At 59.2% G+C, this 19,597-nt stretch carries 21 protein-coding genes; 19 read left to right on the top strand and 2 right to left on the bottom strand.

All coding sequences use genetic code 11. The features are described from left to right. Nucleotides 1-9 precede the first annotated feature (9 nt). Together F3Y30_RS21340 and F3Y30_RS21335 are read left to right on the top strand one after the other, a co-directional pair. Entirely contained in the window at nucleotides 10-777 is a 768-nt protein-coding gene (locus F3Y30_RS21340) for a 5-oxoprolinase subunit PxpA (RefSeq protein ID WP_203427194.1), read from the top strand. A gap of 53 nt (nucleotides 778-830) precedes the next feature. Then, nucleotides 831-2,036: a pyridoxal phosphate-dependent aminotransferase gene (locus F3Y30_RS21335; protein WP_203427193.1), complete on the top strand. Its 1,206-nt coding sequence runs from the start codon at nucleotides 831-833 to the stop codon at nucleotides 2,034-2,036. A 34-nt stretch (nucleotides 2,037-2,070) separates the two neighbouring features. Here F3Y30_RS21335 and nac read toward each other — a convergent pair whose 3' ends face one another. Continuing rightward, nucleotides 2,071-2,976: a nitrogen assimilation transcriptional regulator NAC gene (gene nac / locus F3Y30_RS21330; protein WP_203427192.1), complete on the bottom strand. Its 906-nt coding sequence runs from the start codon at nucleotides 2,974-2,976 to the stop codon at nucleotides 2,071-2,073. 232 nt (nucleotides 2,977-3,208) lie between these two features. Between nac and F3Y30_RS21325 the strand changes: the two genes are divergently transcribed. The 5 genes from F3Y30_RS21325 to F3Y30_RS21305 are packed head-to-tail and all read left to right on the top strand — an operon-like array spanning nucleotide 3,209 to nucleotide 7,077. Further along, nucleotides 3,209-3,988, top strand: a complete 780-nt coding sequence (locus F3Y30_RS21325; RefSeq protein WP_203427191.1) for an SDR family oxidoreductase — start codon at nucleotides 3,209-3,211, stop codon at nucleotides 3,986-3,988. Beyond that, complete coding sequence (locus F3Y30_RS21320) at nucleotides 3,985-4,692, top strand: amino acid ABC transporter permease (RefSeq protein ID WP_203427190.1); 708 nt, start codon at nucleotides 3,985-3,987, stop codon at nucleotides 4,690-4,692. Before F3Y30_RS21325 ends, F3Y30_RS21320 begins: the two co-directional genes overlap by 4 nt. Beyond that, nucleotides 4,689-5,447, top strand: a complete 759-nt coding sequence (locus F3Y30_RS21315; RefSeq protein WP_203427189.1) for an amino acid ABC transporter permease — start codon at nucleotides 4,689-4,691, stop codon at nucleotides 5,445-5,447. Before F3Y30_RS21320 ends, F3Y30_RS21315 begins: the two co-directional genes overlap by 4 nt. Continuing rightward, nucleotides 5,444-6,211: an amino acid ABC transporter ATP-binding protein gene (locus F3Y30_RS21310; protein ID WP_203427188.1), complete on the top strand. Its 768-nt coding sequence runs from the start codon at nucleotides 5,444-5,446 to the stop codon at nucleotides 6,209-6,211. The genes F3Y30_RS21315 and F3Y30_RS21310 overlap by 4 nt, the downstream gene beginning before the upstream one ends. Nucleotides 6,212-6,243: 32 nt before the next feature. Next, nucleotides 6,244-7,077 (top strand): ABC transporter substrate-binding protein, encoded by an 834-nt coding sequence (locus F3Y30_RS21305; RefSeq protein WP_203427187.1) that lies wholly within the window; start codon nucleotides 6,244-6,246, stop codon nucleotides 7,075-7,077. A 115-nt stretch (nucleotides 7,078-7,192) separates the two neighbouring features. On the opposite strand, the gene F3Y30_RS21300 is transcribed toward F3Y30_RS21305, so the two are convergent. Beyond that, on the bottom strand, nucleotides 7,193-8,125 hold the full coding sequence (locus tag F3Y30_RS21300; protein ID WP_203427186.1) for a LysR family transcriptional regulator: 933 nt from the start codon (nucleotides 8,123-8,125) through the stop codon (nucleotides 7,193-7,195). Between the two features lie 120 nt (nucleotides 8,126-8,245). Here F3Y30_RS21300 and F3Y30_RS21295 point away from each other — a divergent pair, with 120 nt between their 5' ends. From F3Y30_RS21295 to F3Y30_RS21240, 12 genes are all read left to right on the top strand, one after another. Next, on the top strand, nucleotides 8,246-9,082 hold the full coding sequence (locus F3Y30_RS21295) for a transporter substrate-binding domain-containing protein (RefSeq protein WP_203427185.1): 837 nt from the start codon (nucleotides 8,246-8,248) through the stop codon (nucleotides 9,080-9,082). A 19-nt stretch (nucleotides 9,083-9,101) separates the two neighbouring features. After that, nucleotides 9,102-9,800 carry an amino acid ABC transporter permease gene (locus tag F3Y30_RS21290; protein ID WP_203427184.1) on the top strand — a complete coding sequence of 233 codons (699 nt, stop codon included), beginning with the start codon at nucleotides 9,102-9,104 and terminating at the stop codon, nucleotides 9,798-9,800. Further along, nucleotides 9,800-10,510, top strand: a complete 711-nt coding sequence (locus tag F3Y30_RS21285) for an amino acid ABC transporter permease (RefSeq protein ID WP_203427183.1) — start codon at nucleotides 9,800-9,802, stop codon at nucleotides 10,508-10,510. Before F3Y30_RS21290 ends, F3Y30_RS21285 begins: the two co-directional genes overlap by 1 nt. Continuing rightward, nucleotides 10,507-11,238, top strand: a complete 732-nt coding sequence (locus F3Y30_RS21280) for an amino acid ABC transporter ATP-binding protein (RefSeq protein ID WP_203427182.1) — start codon at nucleotides 10,507-10,509, stop codon at nucleotides 11,236-11,238. Before F3Y30_RS21285 ends, F3Y30_RS21280 begins: the two co-directional genes overlap by 4 nt. Nucleotides 11,239-11,262: 24 nt before the next feature. After that, on the top strand, nucleotides 11,263-12,006 hold the full coding sequence (locus F3Y30_RS21275) for an amino acid ABC transporter ATP-binding protein (protein WP_203427181.1): 744 nt from the start codon (nucleotides 11,263-11,265) through the stop codon (nucleotides 12,004-12,006). A gap of 212 nt (nucleotides 12,007-12,218) precedes the next feature. Next, entirely contained in the window at nucleotides 12,219-12,893 is a 675-nt protein-coding gene (locus F3Y30_RS21270) for a 4-carboxy-4-hydroxy-2-oxoadipate aldolase/oxaloacetate decarboxylase (RefSeq protein WP_203427180.1), read from the top strand. A gap of 26 nt (nucleotides 12,894-12,919) precedes the next feature. Beyond that, complete coding sequence (locus F3Y30_RS21265; protein ID WP_203427179.1) at nucleotides 12,920-13,687, top strand: SDR family oxidoreductase; 768 nt, start codon at nucleotides 12,920-12,922, stop codon at nucleotides 13,685-13,687. Then, entirely contained in the window at nucleotides 13,656-14,213 is a 558-nt protein-coding gene (locus F3Y30_RS21260; protein WP_203427178.1) for a gluconokinase, read from the top strand. Before F3Y30_RS21265 ends, F3Y30_RS21260 begins: the two co-directional genes overlap by 32 nt. A 10-nt stretch (nucleotides 14,214-14,223) precedes the next feature. Then, on the top strand, nucleotides 14,224-15,165 hold the full coding sequence (locus F3Y30_RS21255) for a 2-hydroxyacid dehydrogenase (protein ID WP_203427177.1): 942 nt from the start codon (nucleotides 14,224-14,226) through the stop codon (nucleotides 15,163-15,165). Nucleotides 15,166-15,175: 10 nt separating this feature from the next. Next, nucleotides 15,176-16,207 (top strand): L-idonate 5-dehydrogenase, encoded by a 1,032-nt coding sequence (locus F3Y30_RS21250; protein ID WP_203427176.1) that lies wholly within the window; start codon nucleotides 15,176-15,178, stop codon nucleotides 16,205-16,207. A 32-nt stretch (nucleotides 16,208-16,239) separates the two neighbouring features. Next, a complete protein-coding gene (gene gndA, locus F3Y30_RS21245; protein WP_203427175.1) occupies nucleotides 16,240-17,670 on the top strand; it encodes an NADP-dependent phosphogluconate dehydrogenase in 1,431 nt (476 codons plus the stop codon). A gap of 305 nt (nucleotides 17,671-17,975) precedes the next feature. Continuing rightward, the gene (locus F3Y30_RS21240) at nucleotides 17,976-19,562 is read left to right on the top strand and encodes an ABC-F family ATP-binding cassette domain-containing protein (protein ID WP_203427174.1); all 1,587 of its coding nucleotides are present in this window, start codon (nucleotides 17,976-17,978) and stop codon (nucleotides 19,560-19,562) included. Nucleotides 19,563-19,597: the final 35 nt, after the last annotated feature.

Below are 19,597 nucleotides of genomic sequence, written 5' to 3'. Positions count from 1 at the left end.
GAGGAAACGGTGAAGATCGATCTGAATTCCGACATGGGGGAGGGCTTCGGTCCGTATCGTCTTTGCGACGACGAGGCCATGATGGGCATCGTCTCGTCTGCAAACATCGCCTGCGGATTCCATGGCGGAGACCCGGATACGATGGCGAGAATGGTCCGCCTGGCGAAGGAAAACGGTGTCGGGATTGGCGCCCATCCCGGGCTGCCGGACAGGGCAGGCTTCGGCCGCCGTGAGATAGCGTTCCAGCCTGACGAATTGCGCCAGCAGATGATCTATCAACTGGGTGCTCTTCAAGCGATCGCCAGGGCGGAGGGTATGACCGTCGGTCACTTTTCCTTCCATGCGGCGATGGGCAACATGGTCAACCGCGATCCCAAACTTGCGGACTTGATGATGGATGCGATCGCCAAGGTCGATGCAAGACTGGTGATCTTCGTGACTCCGGACAGCGAGATAGAAAGAGCTGCAAAGCGCTCCAACCTCAGGACGCTGTCACTCTTCCTTGCCGATCGTGCCTATGATGCCGCCGGCAAGCTTGTTGCTCGCGGACTTCCGGGCGCTCTCGTCAAAGACGAAGCTTCTGTACGCGCCCGCGTGCGCCGCTTTTTGCTCAAGGGCACCGTTGAGGCGATCGACGGAACGGTGATCAACATGCCTGCGCGGTCAATCCTCGTCCACAGTGACACCCCAGGCTCTCTCGAGCTCGCAAGGCTTATTCGAAGTGAAATCAGCCATGCCGGTGCCGAGCTTGCGTCGGTCTCCGAGCTTGCGTCCTGACGCAATCCACCAAACCCACGTCACATATCTTCCCGAAAGCGAAAGATCTGACCATGCCTTCCACAGCCGACCGCCTGAAGAATGTTTCCATATCCGCATCCGCTGCAATGACGCAGCGCGCTCGCGAACTTGCTGCCAAAGGCATAAAAGTGGTGAGCCTGTCCTCCGGCGAGCCAGACTTTCCGACGCCAGTTCATGCGATAGAAGCTGCCCATGCCGCAGCTCTTGGCGGCGACACCAAGTATCCTCCGATGGATGGAACACTGGCTCTGAAAACAGCCATATCGCGGAAATTCAAGCGCGATAACAATCTTGATTATGATGCCAGCCAGATCATAGTTTCCGGCGGTGGCAAGCAGGTTATCTTCAACGCGATGCTCGCGACATGCAATGCGGGCGATGAGGTCGTGATTCCGACGCCGTCCTGGGTGAGCTATGCCGATATCGTCAAATTCGCGGGTGGCGCACCAGTGCCCGTACCGTGCTATGAGCAGGCCGGCTTCAAACTCCGCGCTGAGGATCTGGAGGCTGCGATTACGCCGCGAACCAAGTGGCTCATCCTCAATTTTCCCAACAATCCGACTGGCGCGGCTTGTTCGCGAGCGGAGATGGCGGCGATCGCGGGAGTCATGCTGCGCCACCCCCACGTCTGGATACTTACAGACGATATCTACGAGCACCTCGTCTACGACGATTTCGAATTCTGCACCATCGCCGAAGTGGAACCGCGGCTTCACGACAGGGTGCTGACGATGAACGGCGTTTCGAAGGCTTACGCGATGACCGGTTGGAGACTTGGTTTCTGCGCCAGCGGCTCCAAGGAATTGATCGGCGCCATCAGCAACGTCAACGGCCAGAACAGCGGCGGCATTTCCACGGTCGCCCAGGCAGCAGCCATTGCCGCCTTGGACGGTCCCCAGGATCTTCTCAAGGAGCGAGCAGCGATCTATCGGGAACGTCGCGACTTCGTGGTCGACACACTCTCGAAGATCGATGGTATTCGTTGTCACAAGCCCGAAGGCGCCTTCTATGTTTATCCCAACATGGCATGCATGATCGGTAAGACGACCAAGGGCGGGCGCAAGATCGAGAGCGATGTCGATTTCGTCATGGGACTGGTCGATGAGCACCATGTCGCGACAGTCCAGGGCGCGGCCTATGGGATGAGCCCATATTTCCGTATTTCCTACGCGACGAGCATGGAAATGCTTCGCGAGGGATGCGCCAGGATCGCGCAGTTCTGCGGTGAAATGCGTTAAGGCAACATAGCGCGGAGCCCGCGTTAGCGGGCTCCTAGACCTTGAGCCGTTCTGTCAGTTCGACCAGGATGTCGCGAACCGCAAGTGCGGGTTCTGACAGCGCACTCTGGTCGGAAGTGCACAGGGAAAGTGTTTCTTCAATCCTCGGGGAAACAAGGCGGCAGACCAGAGGCTCGCTCGATTCGGTGACGATGCGGTCGGCAATGGCCTTCGGCATGATCGTTGCCCCCAAGCCGCTAGATACGGCGCGTGCCAGTGTCCTGACGACCTCGACCTCTGCGACCACTCTCAGATTGATCCTGCTGCGCGTGAATGCGGTCTCGATGGCACGATGCACGAAGTTGTAGGAGGGCGGAAGCAGGAGCGGGATGCCGTCCAGAGCGCTGACCGGAACCGGTTTTGCATCCGCTTCAATCGAAAAATCCTTCGGCGCGACGAGGTAAAACTCCTCGCTGAGAATGGGCTCGAAACGAACGCCCTTGATCGGGCCGACGCCGTGAATGAGCGCCATTTCCAGCCGGCCGTTCATGATCATCTGGCTGTAGGTCTGCCCGACACTTTCGGTCAGGTGCAACAGAATGCCCGGGTGGCGTTTGCGCGTCTCTGCCAGGAGTTCGACCGAAAGCGTCGCCGCGCTGCTGAACGGTACCAGTCCGACTGAAACGCGGCCCGCCAGCGAATTTCCAGCGGCAGAAGCGTCCGCCTGGGCTTGTTCCATTTGCCTCAGAATGATCTGCGCGTGGCGGTAAACAGCGTGGCCGGCATCGGTCATGCTGACCCCCTGCTGGCTGCGAATGAGCAGCTTCTGTCCAAAATGCTCTTCGAGTGCGGCCAGCTGCTGGCTGAGCGCCGGCTGGGCAAGATGCAGAATGTCGGCGGCCCGAGTGATGCTGCCACTGTCGACGATGACGATGAAGGATTTGAGGCGCTTGATATCCATCTGGGCCGGGCGCTCCAATGCTTTTGGGCGTTCATATTTACTGGCGCCGGCGGGTTTTGCAACGCATGCGACCTGCCATCCCTATCGAGCGCCGGCCGGCAGTAGCCTGAATCTGACGGCGTGGATAGAGGCGTTCCTGTCCATAAGACTTGCTTATTAGGTCAGAAATAATCGGTCTTAGGCAAGGGTCCAAAGCTCCGCTAAGGTCCGAGCCAACAAAAAGGGAACCGAGATGCCTTTCGCAGATTACAAGACAGCTTTGGTGACAGGAGCCTCATCCGGTATCGGTGCAGCGGTGGTGGAACGGCTTTGCCGGGAGAACATCGAGGTCCATGCCGTCGCTCGCAGCGAGAAAGCCCTGAACGAACTTGCTGCCCGCACGGGATGCATCGCACATGCCATCGATGTGACCAACCGGCAGGCTATTGCCGACCTTGCCGGGCGCATGGAATTCGACATTCTCGTGAACAATGCAGGTGTCGATCGCCCAAAGAAATTCCTGGAGGCAGACGAGGCCGATATCGACCTGCTTGTCGACGTCAACCTTCGCGCCGTCCTCCATATCTGCCGTTTGATCGTTCCGGGCATGGTCGCACGCGACCGCGGCCACGTCATCAACATCTCCTCGATTGCCGGGAACTATAATTTTGGCGGCAACTCGACCTATCATGCCGTCAAGGCGGGCGTCGCCATGTTGTCGAACCAGTTGCGCATCGATGCCTTCGGCAAGCGCGTCCGCGTGACCGAAATCTGCCCGGGTCGGGTTGCGACAGATATCTTCAATCATGTGCATGGCAACGATCCGAGCATCCGTGAGCGGTTCATCGACGGCTTCGAGCTGCCGCAGGCCAGCGACATCGCCGACGCCATCGCGTTTGCAATCGCAGCGCCTGTTGCGGTGAACATCGGGCACATGGAGATTACGCCGACTCTTCAGGTCATGGGTGGCTTGCAGACCGCAAAGCCTCAGTCGCCTGTGAGCGACAAGGCCGATGAGAGGGCAAAGCCGTGAGCGGGTTCGATCTCTCGGCGATCCTTTCCAACCCCGACTATCTCTCCATGCTCGTGCATGGTGTCCAGATGACATTCGTCATCTATATCGGCTCCTGGGTCTTGGCGATGACGCTGGCGATCCTGCTGCTCGGACTACGAATTTCTGCGATCCGTTTCGCAGAACCGGTGGTCAAGGCCTATGTATCCTATCACCGTAACGTCCCGACGCTTGTGCAGTTGATGCTCTGGTATTTTGGCATCTACACTCTCATGCCGGATGGCGTAACCGGATGGCTGGCCAACCATAACGCCGAAGCGATTTTCGCGGTCATCGGACTTGGCCTCTGTCAGGCGGCCTACTTCAGCGAGGACCTTCGCTCGGGCCTTCGTGCCGTGAGTCCCGGCCAGATGGAAGCAGCCAAGGCGCTTGGACATGGTTACGTCTCGGCCATGCGCTTCGTCATCATGCCACAGGGCGTGGGCAATGCGCTTCCACCGCTCATCAATCATTCCGTCTCCCTGTTCAAGAACAGCAGCCTGGCGATCGTCGTCGGCGCTTCGGAGCTGACCCACGCCATCAAGGAGATCGACAACGTCAGCTTCCGGACGTTCGAAATCTACCTGATTGGCACGGTGATCTACCTGTTCTTCTCGCTCATCATCATGGGCGCCAGCGCTGCCATCTCCATGCGCGCAGATCCCGCTCTGAGGGCCCGCCGATGATCCAGGATATCGTCAACATCATAAAGGACTACTGGCTGCTCCTGTTGATCGGCCAATATCCGAACGGTCCGCTTGGCGGCTTGGCGAACACGCTTGTTCTGTCCGCCCTTGCCATCGCCCTTGCATTTCCGCTCAGCATTCTGCTGGCTCTTGCTCGCCTCTCGAAGTTCAGACTCCTGAGTTGGCCGGTTACAGGTCTCGTCTACGTTACCCGTGGCGTGCCGCTGCTGATGCTCATCCTGTGGTGCTACTTCGTCGTGCCCCTGTGGACAGGGGTCGACGTACCGAGCTTCTGGATCATGCTCGTGACGCTGGTGATCTATGAGGGCGCCTTCCTGAGCGAAGTGGTGCGGGCCGGAATCGTCTCGCTCGGGCAGGGACAGATGGATGCCGCTCGCGCTCTCGGTCACAGCTACATGGGAGCGATGCGCTACGTCATTCTTCCGCAGGCTCTCTACAACATGATCCCAAGCATGATCTCGACCTTCGTCTCGACGATCAAGGATACGACGCTCGGCTATGTCATCAACGTCCCGGATCTGACCTTCGCTGCAAGCCAGGTCAACAATCAGCTGCTGACGCAGCCGTTCCAGGTCTTCCTGGTGCTTGCCCTCGTCTATTACGTGCTGTGCTGGACACTCGCTTTCGTTGCCAACAGCGTCGAAAAGCGCATCGCGCGCCGCCGCGCCGGGCCGGTCAATGTTCGCCTGCCAGCCGAAAGCCTGCCCCTCAAGACACTTACGGAGCAACTATGACCGCGCCTCAGTCAAAGCCGCAGGATGGGCAGGCTATTCGCCTTGCAGCCGTCAGCAAGAGCTACGGTGACTATCAGGTCCTCAAGAGCATCGACGCCGAGGTCAAGCGCGGCGAGGTGGTGGTTATTTGCGGGCCGTCAGGCTCGGGAAAATCGACCTTGATCCGCACGGTCAACCGCCTCGAGGAGATCAACAGCGGTGCGATTGAATTCGAGGGGCAGAACATCCACGCGAAGATGCGTGCCTCCGAGCTCAACAGATTGCGCAGTCGGATTGGTTTCGTCTTCCAGAACTTCAATCTTTTTCCCCATCTCTCGGTTCTCGAAAACGTGTCGATGTCGCCGATCAAGATAAAGGGGGTTCCCGCAAGTGTTGCTCGGGAGAAGGCAATCAAGCTTCTCGACCGGGTAGGCCTTGCCGACAAGGCAAATTCCTTCCCTGCACAACTATCCGGCGGACAGCAGCAGCGCGTGGCGATCGCGCGCGCGCTCGCAATGGAGCCTCCGGTGATGCTCTTCGACGAACCGACAAGTGCGCTCGACCCCGAAATGGTCGGAGAGGTCTTGATGGTCATGAAGAACCTGGCGGCCGAGGGAATGACAATGCTCTGCGTCACGCACGAGATGAATTTCGCACGCGATGTCGCAGACCGCATCTGGTTCATCGATGCCGGCCAAATCCTTGAGAGTGCCACACCCGATGAATTCTTCAAGAATCCTCGTCATCCGCGCGCCCAGCGCTTCCTATCGGACCTGCGGCACTGACGAGCAAGACTTCATAACGACGGAGAACAGCAATGAACTGGAAATGCATTACAGTAAGTTTGGCACTCGCGGGTGCCTTGGCGCTCCCCGCGAAAGCTGATCAGCTCGATGAGATTCTTGCCAACAAGACGCTGCGTTGTGCCACCTATGCCGACGTTCCTCCCTTTTCTTCTCCGGATCTGAAGACCCGCGAAATGGTCGGTTTCGATGTCGATCTGTGCAAGGCAGTCGCCCGCGAACTCGGTGTCGCCGCCGAGATCAAGCCGATCTCGGTCGAGGCCCGCGTGTCGGAGGTCAAGCTTGGCCGCGTCGACATCACCGTCGCAAATCTCGCCTATACGCTGAGCCGCGCCGAACAAATTCAATATAGCGATCCCTATTATGTCGCCAAGGAAATGCTGATGGTTCCGGCCGACGATGAGGGCAAGAGCAAGGCGGACTATCAGGGTCAGCGTCTGGCCTCTAGCAAGGGATCGACTTCAGAGCTGTCGATCAAACTCAACAAGTCGGAACCGCTGACCTTCCAGGACACAGGCTCGGCCTACCTCGCACTTCAGCAGGGCAAGGCGCGCGGCATGGTCGCCAACACGATGACCATCACCAAGCTTGTCAACGAATCCCAGGTCCGCGGCAAGAAAATGCGCATGGTCGAGGAACCGATGCTTTATCAGCCGATCGGTATCGGCATGCAGAAGGACCAGCCGGCGCTGACCGAGAAGGTCAACGAGATCCTGCACAAACTGGACGATTCAGGTGAGATCAACAAGATCTGGGATACCTGGCTCGGCCCGAACACCGAATACAAGATGACCCGCACCGACAAGGTCGTGCCGCTGTCCGAATTGAAGTTCGACCCGATTCCCTGAACAGCGTTGGCGCAACGCCTTCCAGATGCTTTTGACTTCAAGTCATGAGGTGGCGGGTCACTCCTGCCACCCCATCATTTTCTATGTGTGGTCGCCCGTGCCGTCGGAGAGGGCGCTATGCCCGCTCCCGCCCGACGCACGACCAGTTGCCCTGTTCGCCAAGGTTGTGCACGACTTCAAGAAGGATGTTTCTGACCTCGAGGACGGCCTTGGTCTGGGGGTGATCGACCGGGCTGTCGAGGACCAGGCGTCGCGTAAATCCCTTGCCCGCCAGCGGAAGCACTGACAAGGCGCCTTTCTGGAAGTCTTCGAAGATCGCTCCGCGGCCAAGAACAGTGAAGCCGAAGCCGGCACCGATGGCGGCCTTGGTGCTCGCAAGCCCCTCGATCTCGCGCACGATGTTGATCGCCTTTCCGAGGATGAGTGCCTCACGCTCGAGGAGAATGCGGATACCATGCCGGCGCGTCGGCAGAATAAGGGGGAGTTCGAGCGCCTGGCTGATCGAAATGGACGAGCCGTCCTGGGTAAAATGTCCGGAGGGGCCGACGGCGTAGAGCATCTCGTCGAATAGAGGAGATGCCGTAGGGCGGGCGACTTCGCCGAGGTTGACGGCGAGATCATGCGCCTTCGTTTCGATCGCACCCCGCAAGGTCTGGCTGTCGCCTTCGCTAATCGTCAGTCGGATCTTCGGAAACCGTTCCTCGCAGATCTTCAGGATGGGTACGGCAATCAAAGGCGCGATGGATGCGAGTACGCCGAGGGAAACATCGCCTGTCGGGTTTTTTGCTTGCTCCTTCGTCGCCGCCTCGGCTTGGTCTAAAGCCTTGAGGATGGCCTGGGTATGCGTCAGCAGCGTGGTACCTGCTTCGGTCACGACCACGCCTCTCGGTGTACGGGTCAACAGCTGAACTGCAAGCTGTTCTTCGAGAGAGCGCATGTGCAGGCTGAGTGCAGGTTGGGCGACGCCCAGCTCGTGCGCGGCGCGTGTGAACGAGCCGAACTCGGCGATCTTGGAAAAGTAGCGCAGTTTCAGGAGATCGAGTGCCACGCTCTTTGTGATGCCCCCATAACAAATTTCTATAATAGCCATCTTCAATATATATTTGTGAGAATAGCGCAAGCAACTTAAATGATTAGCGAGCGAGAGGACGCTTTGTAGGAGGACATCATGAGCTTTACGAAATTGCTTGCCGCTTCGGTCATCGGATTTGCCGCATTGACTTATACCGTTTCCGCAAACCAACTTGATGACGTCAAGAAAGCCGGAAAGATCACTTGCGGTGTTCTGACGAACTCACCGCCGCTTGGTTTTCAGGATCCCAAGACGCGCGAGCCCGCGGGCTATGAGATCGACATTTGCCGGCAGTTTGCCGAGTCGATCGGAGTGACGGCCGAACTGGTCCCGGTTTCGCCTCAGACCCGCATGGCCGAGTTGGTACAGGGCCGTGTCGATGTGCTCGCATCTCTGTTGAGCTACAGCAAGGAGCGCGCCGAGCAGGTTGATTTCAGCGGCGCATACATTGCCGAAGATTTCAACTTCGTGGTTCTCGATCAATCCGACATCAAGAAGGTCGATGACCTCTCGGGTCAACGAATGGGTCTCGTGAAGGGCTCGGTTCTCATCCCGCTCACCGAAAAGCGGCTGCCGGACGCCCGCGTGCTGTCATTCGAGACGAGTGCTGCCTCGTTCCTGGCTCTCCAGCAGGGAAAGGTAAAGGCCACGGTCTATCGCTATTCCGAAGGCAAGGCGGTTGAACGCAATGCCGGCGACGGTATCAAGGCGCTGCGTTTCCTGGATGAGCCACTGCTGTCGATGCCTTCGGGTTTCGCGTTCCGCAAGGGATCACCCGAGCTGGTAAAGGCCGCCGATGATTTTCTCGCGCAACTGGAGGCTTCAGGCGAGGGCCAGAAGCTTTACGACAAGTGGCTTGGCAAGGATTCGGAGCTGAAATCCACGCGCAAGTTTGAATTCGGTAAGCCCCAGGAAACCTGGTTTACCAACTGATTGTCCAGGACCTAATCGTATGGGTTACCAACTCGACTTCGGCAAGGTCCTGCAGGGCCAGTATCTCGACATGATCCTGCAGGGCCTGGAGGCGACGATGATCCTCTTCGTTGTCTCCTGGGCACTCGGATTGGTTCTGGCGGTCGTCCTGACCGTTATCCGGGCGACCGAATTCAAGCCAACCAACTTCATGGTCGCTGCCTTTGTCGAGTACCATCGCAATGTGCCGATCCTGATCCAGCTTTTTGTCTGGTATTTCGGTTTCGCTGTTATCCTCCCTGACTCCGTCAACGATTTCTTGAACGATATCGGTGCCGAGATGGGCTACGCGATCGTCGCCCTGGCCCTCAACAAGGCCGCCTACATGTCCGAGGATTTCCGAAGCGGGCTGCGATCGATCCATCCGGCGCAGATGGAGGCGGCAAGGTCGATCGGCCTGACTTATCTCGGCGCCATGCGGTGGGTGATCCTGCCGCAGGCCTGGAGGCTCGCCTTGCCTGCGCTTCTCGGCCAGACGCTGATCCTGTTCAAGGCGACCAGTCTTGGCGCTGCCATTGGCGTCGCGGAACTCTCCTATCAGGCGCGATATGTGGAAGAGCAGTCGTTCAGGATCTTCGAAGCCTATGGGATCACCACGGTAATCTACATGGTTATTTCCTTCGCGATCATGTGGGCATCTTCCTTGCTCGAAAAGCGCTTCCAGTTGCGGGTCAAGTAATGTTGGAAATTCTCCACGAATACGGATTGATGCTGCTTGTCGGCGAGTATCCGCACGGCAAGCTCGGTGGACTTGCGCTTACCCTCATCATCTCGTTTGTCAGCCTCTTCGCGACATTCCCGTGCAGTGTTCTTGTCGCGCTGGCGCGAACAGGCAACGTGGTTTGGCTTCAAAAGCTCGCTGCAGGGTTCGTTCATTCCGTGCGGGCGATACCGCTGTTGATGCTGATCTTTTGGGCTTACTTCGCGCTGCCGATGTTGATCGGCTTTCCGATCGACGCGACGGTAACGCTCGTGGCGGCCATCGTGATCTATCAGACCGCTTATCTCGGCGAGATCGTGGCCGCCGGGATTAAGGGCCTGCCGAAAGGGCAGGTTGAAGCTGCAAAGGCATTGGGCCTTGGATACATTCCAACGACTTTCAGGGTCGTTTTGCCCCAAGCGCTCTTCAACGTGATCCCTGGCATCATCAATCAGTTGACGACGATCATCAAGGAAAGCTCTCTCGGCTCGATCATCGCGGTCTCGGAACTGTCCTATGTGATGCTGCAGGTCAACTCGAACGAAGTAACGAAGCCGCTGCAGATCTTTGGCATCCTCGCCGCAACCTACTTCATCCTGTGCTTCTGCCTTTCGCAGTCGACGAACTGGCTCGAACGCCGGATCGCCAGGAGACGGACGGGACGCGTCGTCGTGGAGGCCCTGGCATGATCGAGTTCAGCAACGTCTCGAAGTGGTTCGGCGCTATCCAGGTCTTGAGGTCGATATCGGCGAGCGTGCCGAAGGGTAGCACCGTAGTGCTCTGCGGGCCGTCCGGATCGGGCAAGTCGACGCTTGCGCGGACCGTCAATCGATTGGAGCCGATCCAGGAGGGCAAGATCACCATCGACGGCGCCGACATCCATGCCGCCGGCGTCGATGTCAACAAATTGCGGACAGGCATTGGTTTCGTCTTCCAGCAATTCAACCTTTTCCCGCATCTGACGGTCCTTGAAAACGTCATGCTGCCGCTGCAGCGTATTCGTGGGCAGTCCCGAAAGGATGCGGCCGAAGCCGCGATGGAAATGCTCGCACGTGTCGGACTTGCCGATCGGGCACAGTCGCTTCCAGCGGATATATCCGGCGGTCAGTCGCAGCGCGTCGCGATCGCGCGGTCGCTCGTGTTGACTCCCGGGGTTCTCGTTCTCGACGAGCCGACAAGCGCGCTTGATCCGGAGATGGTCGGTGAAGTTCTGAAGCTCCTCAGAAAACTGTCCGAGGAGGGGATGACGATGATGTGCGTCACCCATGAAATGGGGTTCGCTCGCGAGGTGTCGGATAAAATCTGGTTTTTGAAGAAAGGCGAACTCAAGTTCAACGGCGAGCCCGCCGCCTTCTTCTCCGAAGATGCGCCCTCCGAGGTTCGCTCGTTCCTGTCCGCCGTCAACCGTAGCCACTAGCCAGGCCTTCTCGGACAACGCCCTATGTCAGACACGTTCCCCGCAGTCGATATTGTAAACGTTCAGAAGTGGTACGGCGATTTCCACGTGCTGCGCGACGTCAACCTGAAAGTGATGCGCGGCGAACGGATCGTCATCGCCGGTCCCTCGGGATCCGGCAAGTCGACGATGATCCGCTGCATCAACCGGCTCGAGGAACACCAGAAGGGCCAGATCATCGTCGACGGCATCGAGCTCACCAACGATCTGAAAAAGATCGACGAGGTTCGCCGCGAGGTCGGCATGGTGTTTCAGCATTTCAACCTGTTCCCTCATCTGACCATCTTGGAGAACTGCACGCTCGCACCGATCTGGGTGCGCAAGATGCCGAAGAAGGAAGCGGAAGAAGTGGCGATGCACTATCTGAAGCGCGTCAAGATCCCGGAGCAGGCACACAAGTACCCGGGCCAGCTCTCGGGCGGCCAGCAGCAGCGCGTGGCGATTGCCCGCTCGCTTTGCATGAAGCCGAAGATCATGCTCTTCGACGAACCCACCTCGGCGCTCGACCCGGAAATGGTCAAGGAAGTGCTCGACACCATGGTCGGCCTTGCCGAAGAAGGCATGACCATGCTCTGCGTCACCCATGAAATGGGCTTTGCGCGTCAGGTCGCAAACCGCGTCATCTTCATGGACCAGGGGCAGATCGTCGAACAGAACGATCCCGCGAGCTTCTTCGACAATCCGCAGCACGAGCGCACGCGCCTGTTCCTCAGCCAGATCCTTCACTAGGGTCTGGTCATCCTTCTCGTTTCAGGCCGCCCCTCGCTGTTGCATGTCGGCGGACGCACTGCCGTGCGAACGGGCTATCGCGCGCATGCTCTTGCATACAGATAAGTTATAGCTGACATCCAGAACATATATTTGTGCGATGGATCTACGCCTTGATAAAACGCTGCCAGCATCGGGCAGACGAAGATCATTTGCCCGCCAAGGAGGAAAAGATGATCAAGCTGAACCAGAAGATTGAGCGTCCGTCCAAGGACGAGATCGCCGCCGTCGCCAAATTCTCGCCTGCAACGATCCACGAAGCCCAGGGCCGCAAGGGCGCACTTTCGTCGCGCATCAAGCCGGTCGATCATCGCATGAAGCTCTGCGGCCCCGCGTTTACTGTCAAGTGCGCGCCGCGTGACAACATCATGCTCCAGGTCGCGATCAACTACGCCCAGCCTGGCGACATCATCGTGGTCTCCGCCGGGGAATATGAGGAAGCTGGTTCCTTCGGCGACGTTCTGGCAAACGCCTGCCTTGCCAAGGGGATCGGTGGCCTCGTCACCGACACGGGTGTTCGTGACACGGTTCAGCTGCGTGAGCTCGGTTTCCCGGTGTTCTCTCTGAGTGTCTGCATCAAGGGTACGGTGAAAGAAACGCTCGGAGCAACCAACGAGCCGATCACGATCGGGGACGAAATCATCAATCCAGGTGACATCATCGTCGGCGATGCTGACGGCCTCGTTGTCGTCAGGAAGAACGAGGCGCTGGATGTCGCCAAGCTGTCGCAGGCCCGCGAGGACGCCGAAGCTGGCTATATCGCCGCCTACAAGGCTGGAAAGTCAGTCGTTGAAGTGTCCAATCTCGAGGCTGTGCTGAAGGCCAAGGGACTGGTCGTAGAAGCTTGAGCCGGCTTGGAGCTTTGGAGTAGACAATGACCTATCCGCTCTTCGATCTTTCCGGAAAGAGGGTCCTTGTAACGGGGTCCTCTCAGGGCATCGGGCTGGCATTGGCGAAGGGGCTCGCGGAGCACGGTGCGAGCCTTGTCTTGAATGGCCGAGATCCGGAAAAGCTGGCTGCGGCCGCGAGAGATCTCGGTAATTCGGGGCATCAGGCTGTCACTGCCGATTTTGATGTCACCGACGCCAAGGCGGTCGAACAAGGTGTAGACAAGATCGAGAACGAGGTCGGCCCGATCGACGTTCTGATCAACAATGCGGGCATGCAGTTTCGTACGCCTCTCGAGGACTTTCCGGCAGACCGCTGGCAGGCGCTTCTCTCAACGAACGTCTCGAGTGTGTTTTATGTAGGTCAGGCCGTTGCCCGCCACATGATCAAGCGCGGCGCCGGCAAGATCATCAACATTGCTTCCGTCCAGAGCGAACTTGCTCGTCCCGGAATTGCTCCCTACACGGCCACAAAGGGTGCCGTGAAGAACCTGACGCGCGGCATGTGTGCCGACTGGGCCAAGTATGGACTCCAGGTCAATGCCATTGCGCCGGGATACTTCAAGACACCGCTCAATCAAGCGCTCGTCGACAACGCCGAGTTTTCCGCCTGGCTTGAAAAGCGCACGCCGGCCGCCCGTTGGGGCAATGTCGACGAACTCGTCGGTGCTGCTGTCTTCCTTTCCAGCAAGGCCTCCTCCTTTGTGAACGGACACACGCTTTATGTCGACGGCGGCATCACAACCTGTCTCTAGTTCGAACCTCGGCCCGCTCGTCGTCATGGGTGTGTCGGGATGCGGAAAGAGCTCGGTCGGCAAACTGCTTGCCTCCCAGCTCGGCTACCGGTTCATCGAAGGCGACAGCCGGCATCCGGAAGCAAGCGTAGAGAAAATGAGAGCGGGCATCGCCCTTGACGATGGTGACCGCTGGCCGTGGCTCGAGAACCTCGGGGACGAACTCAAAGCTGGCACGGAGACGGTCGTCTCGTGTTCGGCCCTCAAGCGCTCTTACCGCGATCTCTTGAGGTCACGGGCCGCCGGACCCGTGACCTTCGTCTTTCTTCAGGGATCGCGCGCAACGCTGGCGACACGATTGGCCGCCCGCGAGGGACACTACATGCCGCTTTCGCTTCTCGACAGCCAGCTGCAGACTTTGGAGCTGCCGGCCGACGAACGCGACGTCATGACCATCGAAATTGACCAGTCGGTCGAGCGGATTGTCTCGATCGCCATCGCACACGCTGCAACGATCGCCTATCGGCGCGCTGAAACAGCAATCTGACGGAGGAACCATGTCCAAGCCCGAAATCCTGCTCGCTGGCCCCTATCCGCAATGGGATATGGTCGATCTTGAGGACCGGTATGTGGTCCACAAGCTGTACGAGGCCGCCGATCGCGACGCATTCGTCAGAGAGGTCGGCGGGAACATCCGCGCCATTGCCACGCGCGGTGAACTCGGCGCCTCCGCGGAGCTGATGCAGAGCCTTCCGAAGCTCGAAGTGGTTTCGGTGTATGGCGTCGGTACGGATGCGGTCAATCTGACGCATGCGCGGGAGCATGGGATTCGCGTTACCAATACGCCCGATGTCTTGACGGACGACGTCGCGGACATTGCGCTCGGACTGCTCGTGGCAACCGCGCGTCTCATGCCGCAAGCGGATGTCTTTGTGCGATCCGGGCAGTGGGGAAAGACTGCGATGCCGCTCGTCACCCGCGTCACCGGAAAGCGTCTCGGAATTGTTGGAATGGGGCGCATCGGCAAGGCGATCGCCAGTCGGGCTGCCGCGTTCAACTGCGACATTCGCTACTTCTCCCGCACCCCGCAGCCGCAGGTGCCCCACGCGCACGAACCTGATCTGACCGCTTTGGCCAGTTGGGCGGAGTTCCTCATCGTCATCGTTCCGGGCGGGGATGCGACGAAGAACATCATCAATGGGACAGTTCTTGAAGCACTGGGTCCCGAGGGCATCCTTGTCAACGTGTCACGCGGATCGACCGTCGACGAGGAAGCGCTGATCACAGCCCTCCAGCATCGTACCATCAAGGCCGCCGGTCTGGATGTATTCTACAACGAGCCGAAGATCGATCCACGGTTCCTGGAACTCGACAATGTCGTGCTCCAGCCGCATCACGGGTCGGGCACCGTCGAGACACGCAAGGCCATGGGCCAACTCGTGCGCGACAATCTGGCAGCGCATTTTTCCGGCAAACCCCTGCCGACGCCGGTCGTTTGAGGACGAGAAGATGAAAGCGATCGTCATTCACGCAGCGAAGGATCTCCGCGTCGAAGAGCGCGAGGTCGAAGCACTTCTGCCCGGACAGGTAGAGGTCGCCATCGAGGTTGGCGGCATCTGCGGCTCCGACCTGCACTACTATAATCACGGCGGCTTCGGGACGGTACGTGTCCGCGAACCGATGATCCTCGGGCACGAGGTGGCAGGTACGATCAAGGCCTTGGGCGAGGGCGTTTCGACCTTTGCCGTTGGCGATCGGGTGGCGGTGTCGCCAAGCCGTCCATGCAATGCCTGTGAATACTGCTTGCGCGGGGCGCAGAACCACTGCCTGAACATGCGGTTCTACGGTTCCGCCATGCCCATGCCGCACATCCAGGGCGCCTTCCGCCAGCGGCTGGTCGCCGAAGCCTGGCAGTGCCACAAGGTTGGCGAAGGCATCTCGATCAATGAGGCAGCCATGGCCGAGCCCTTCGCCGTGACGCTTCACGCCGTCAATCGCGCGGGCCCCCTGCTCGGCAAGCGCGTTCTCGTCTCAGGCTGTGGCCCGATTGGAGCACTGGCGATCATCGCGGCGCGTGCGCACGGCGCGCGTGAAGTCGTCGCGACTGACGTGATGGACGCGGTCTTGCATAAAGCTCTGGAAATCGGCGCCGATCGCGTCATCAACGTTGCCAACAATCCGGAAGAACTTTCGGCCTACTCCGCGAACAAGGGATACTTCGACGTCCAGTTCGAGGCGTCGGGCAATGAGCGAGCAGTTCGTTCTGGCCTCGAGGTCCTTCGTCCGCGCTCTACGCTTGTCCAGCTCGGCCTGGGCGGTGATGTCTCGATTCCGCAAAACATGGTGGTTGCCAAGGAAATCGAGATGAAGGGAACGTTCCGGTTCCATGAAGAGTTCGGGCTTGCGGTCGATCTGATCAATCAGCGGCGAGTCGATCTGAAGCCATTGCTGACCGGCACCTATCCACTAGAGGACGCCGTGAGCGCCTTCGAAGCAGCCGGTGACCGCACGAAGTCGATGAAAGTCCAGCTCGCGTTCTGATCAGTTCGAACGCCCAAAAGCACTGAGGCAACATGGAAAAGGCAGAAATCGGGCTGATCGGCCTTGCGGTCATGGGTTCCAACCTGGCGCTCAACATCGCGGAGAAGGGCAACAGGATTGCCGTGTTCAACCGTACCCCTGAAAAGACGGATGAATTCTACGAGAGCGCCGGCGACCTCAGGAAGCAGATTATTCCCTGCAGGACGATCGAGGAATTCGTCGAGGCGATCCGGCCGCCGCGCCCGATCATCATCATGATCAAGGCCGGCGAGGCCGTCGATCAGCAGATGGAGGCGCTGCGTCCCTATCTGCAGAAGAACGACATCATGATCGACGCCGGCAATGCCAACTTCCGCGACACGACCGCACGCTTCGACCGGCTCAAGGATACCGGGTTGACCTTCATCGGTATGGGTGTTTCCGGCGGCGAGGAAGGTGCGCGTCACGGACCGTCAATCATGGTCGGTGGCACCGAGGATTCGTGGAAGCGCGTCGAAAAAGTGCTGACGTCGATTGCCGCCAAGTACAAGGGTGACCCGTGCGTTGCCTGGCTCGGCAACGATGGCGCCGGTCACTTCGTCAAGACGATCCACAACGGCATCGAATATGCCGACATGCAGATGATCGCCGAAATCTACGGCATCCTGCGTGACGGTCTTGGCAAGAGCGCCAAGGAGATCAGCGGCATCTTTGGCGAATGGAACAAGGCTCGCCTGAACTCCTACCTGATCGAGATCTCCGAAAAGGTCCTGGCGGCAACGGATCCGATTTCCGGCGGCGCGATGGTCGACATGATCCTCGACAAGGCCGGCCAGAAGGGCACCGGCAAGTGGTCGGCGATCGAAGCGCAGAACATGGGCATCCCGGCAACGGCGATCGAAGCGGCCGTCGCAGCCCGCAGCCTGTCGTCGATGAAGACCGAGCGCGAAGCCGCCGAGAAGATCTTCGGCAAGCCGGAATACAAATTCCCGATTACCTATGGTCCCGAACTCATCAAGGATCTGGAACTGGCTCTTTTCGCTGCCAAGATCGGCGCTTACGCTCAGGGTTTCGCGGTGATGGCGGAAGCCTCACGCGAGTTCAAGTGGTCGCTGCCGATGCCTGTCATCGCCAAGATCTGGCGCGACGGCTGCATCATCCGCTCGCAGTTCCTCGACGAGATCACCTCAGCCTTCACCAACGCGCCTGACGCTGCAAACCTCATCGTGACGCCTGCCTTCTCCGACATGGTCAAGGACTCGCTGCCGGCTCTGCGTCGCGTCGCCGGCGCGGCTCTCCAGGCAGGCTTGCCGGTTCCGGCGCTGACGTCGGCGCTCACCTATTTCGACGCCTACCGCCAGGGTCGCGGCACCGCCAACCTCATCCAGGCACAACGTGACTTCTTCGGCGCACACGGCTTCGACCGCGTCGACGGCAAAGACTTCCACCATGGCCCCTGGGGCAGCGGTGCAGCTACATTCTAGCGTGGCGGCACCGGCCGATCCCACAACTCGCACTACGCCTCAAAAGAAGGTTGCTCAGGCTCTTAGCCCATCGGAACGAACGGTCTACAGTTCATATCCGTTCAAGAGCCTTGGTGCGACCGTGCCCAGGGACTGATCTGAATTACTCGCGATCTCAGGTAACCCGGCAGGCAAAAATTCCGCCTTGAACAGGCCGCTTTTCCAGCCTATCGCATAAGTGTCAGCAGCACCTACAGGATGGTGAACCATGGATTTCAACCCGATCACAAAGCCACAAAGCCTTGTTATCCGGGAAAATGATATTCATGCTGCATTCCATTACTCTTTCGGACCTCTCGTGGTCGACGCCTGACGGTCATACACTTTTTTCCAACATCAACCTTCGCTTCGGTCTTGAACGCGGTGGACTGGTCGGTCGCAACGGTGTCGGCAAGACGACGCTTCTGAAGCTGATCGCCGGCGAATTGCTGCCTTCCTCGGGCGCTGTTACCGTGTCCGGCAGCATCCATGTTCTACGCCAGAGCGTGCAGGTGATGCCTGACAAGACTGTTGCCGATCTCTTTGGTGTGCGCGCTGGGCTCGACGTGCTTGCGCGTGCGCAGGAAGGAACGGCGACGCTGGAAGAACTGGGCGACGTCGACTGGTTGCTGGAGGAGAACGTTGCAGGGGCGCTGGCAAGGGTCGGCCTAGATACGCCGCTCTCCACCCCGCTTGCGCAACTTTCCGGTGGCCAGCGCACAAGGGTGGCGCTCGCCGCTCAAATTCATGCCGCTCCTGACTTTCTGATTCTCGACGAACCGACGAACAATCTCGACCGTGACGGGCGTGCGGCGGTTGCCGATTTTCTGGCGACTTGGCGCAGCGGTGCAATCGTCGTCAGTCATGATCGGGAACTTCTCGAAACCATGGATGCGATCGTCGAGATGACCTCGCTGGGTGCGACCCGCTATGGTGGCAGCTGGAGCCACTACCGCGAGCGAAAAGCGGTGGAACTGGCCTCTGCTCAACACGATCTGGTCGATGCTGAAAAGCGGTTGTCGGAGGTCAAGCGCAAGGCGCAGGAGGCGGTGGAGCGCAAGGCGCGTCGCGATGGCGCTGGTGCAAAGAAGGCCGCGCGTGGCGACATGCCGCGCATCGTTGCCGGCGGGTTGAAGATGCGCGCCGAACAGACGAGCGGAGCCAGTTCCAATCTCGCCAGCCGATTGAAAAGCGAGGCGATGGATGACCTGAGGATGGCGCGCGAGCATATCGAAATCCTGCAGCCGCTTGCCGTTTCGCTGCCGGCCACCGGATTGCCTGCAACGAAGACCGTGCTGAAGCTGCAGAACCTGACTGCGGGGTATTCCGCCGAGCAACCTGTGCTTCGTGATCTTTCTCTGGAGATCACAGGTCCACAACGCCTTGCTGTTACAGGCCCGAACGGATCGGGGAAAACGACGCTGCTGTCAGTGATCACAGGCGCTCTCTTGCCCTTTGCTGGGGCGGTTCATATCGGGGTCCGGTTGGCATTCCTCGATCAGCAGGTCAGCCTGCTCGACGCAAACCTGTCGATCCGGGACAACTTCCTTCGTCTCAACCCGCAGGCAGGGGAAAATGCCTGCAGGGCGGCGCTCGCCCGGTTCATGTTCCGCGCCGATGCTGCTTTGCAGCCGGTAGCAACGCTCTCGGGCGGACAGATGCTGAGGGCCGGTCTCGCCTGCACTCTGGGAGGTCCGCAACCGCCGCAATTGCTGATCCTCGATGAACCGACCAATCACCTCGATGTCGATTCCATCATGGCGGTGGAGGAAGGGCTCCGAGCGTATGATGGTGCTTTGATGGTCGTCAGCCATGACGAGGCGTTTCTCACCAGCATCGGTATCGATCGGCGGCTCGAGCTTGGCGGTTTCTGAAACGCGTCCCGGCCGCGCTTTATTTTGGGCGCGGC

It is taken from the genome of Sinorhizobium sp. BG8 (assembly GCF_016864555.1).
In the GTDB taxonomy this organism is placed as follows: domain Bacteria; phylum Pseudomonadota; class Alphaproteobacteria; order Rhizobiales; family Rhizobiaceae; genus BG8.
The sequence above is the reverse complement of the archived record's forward strand: the minus strand, read 5'-3'. Positions and strand labels throughout refer to the sequence as shown.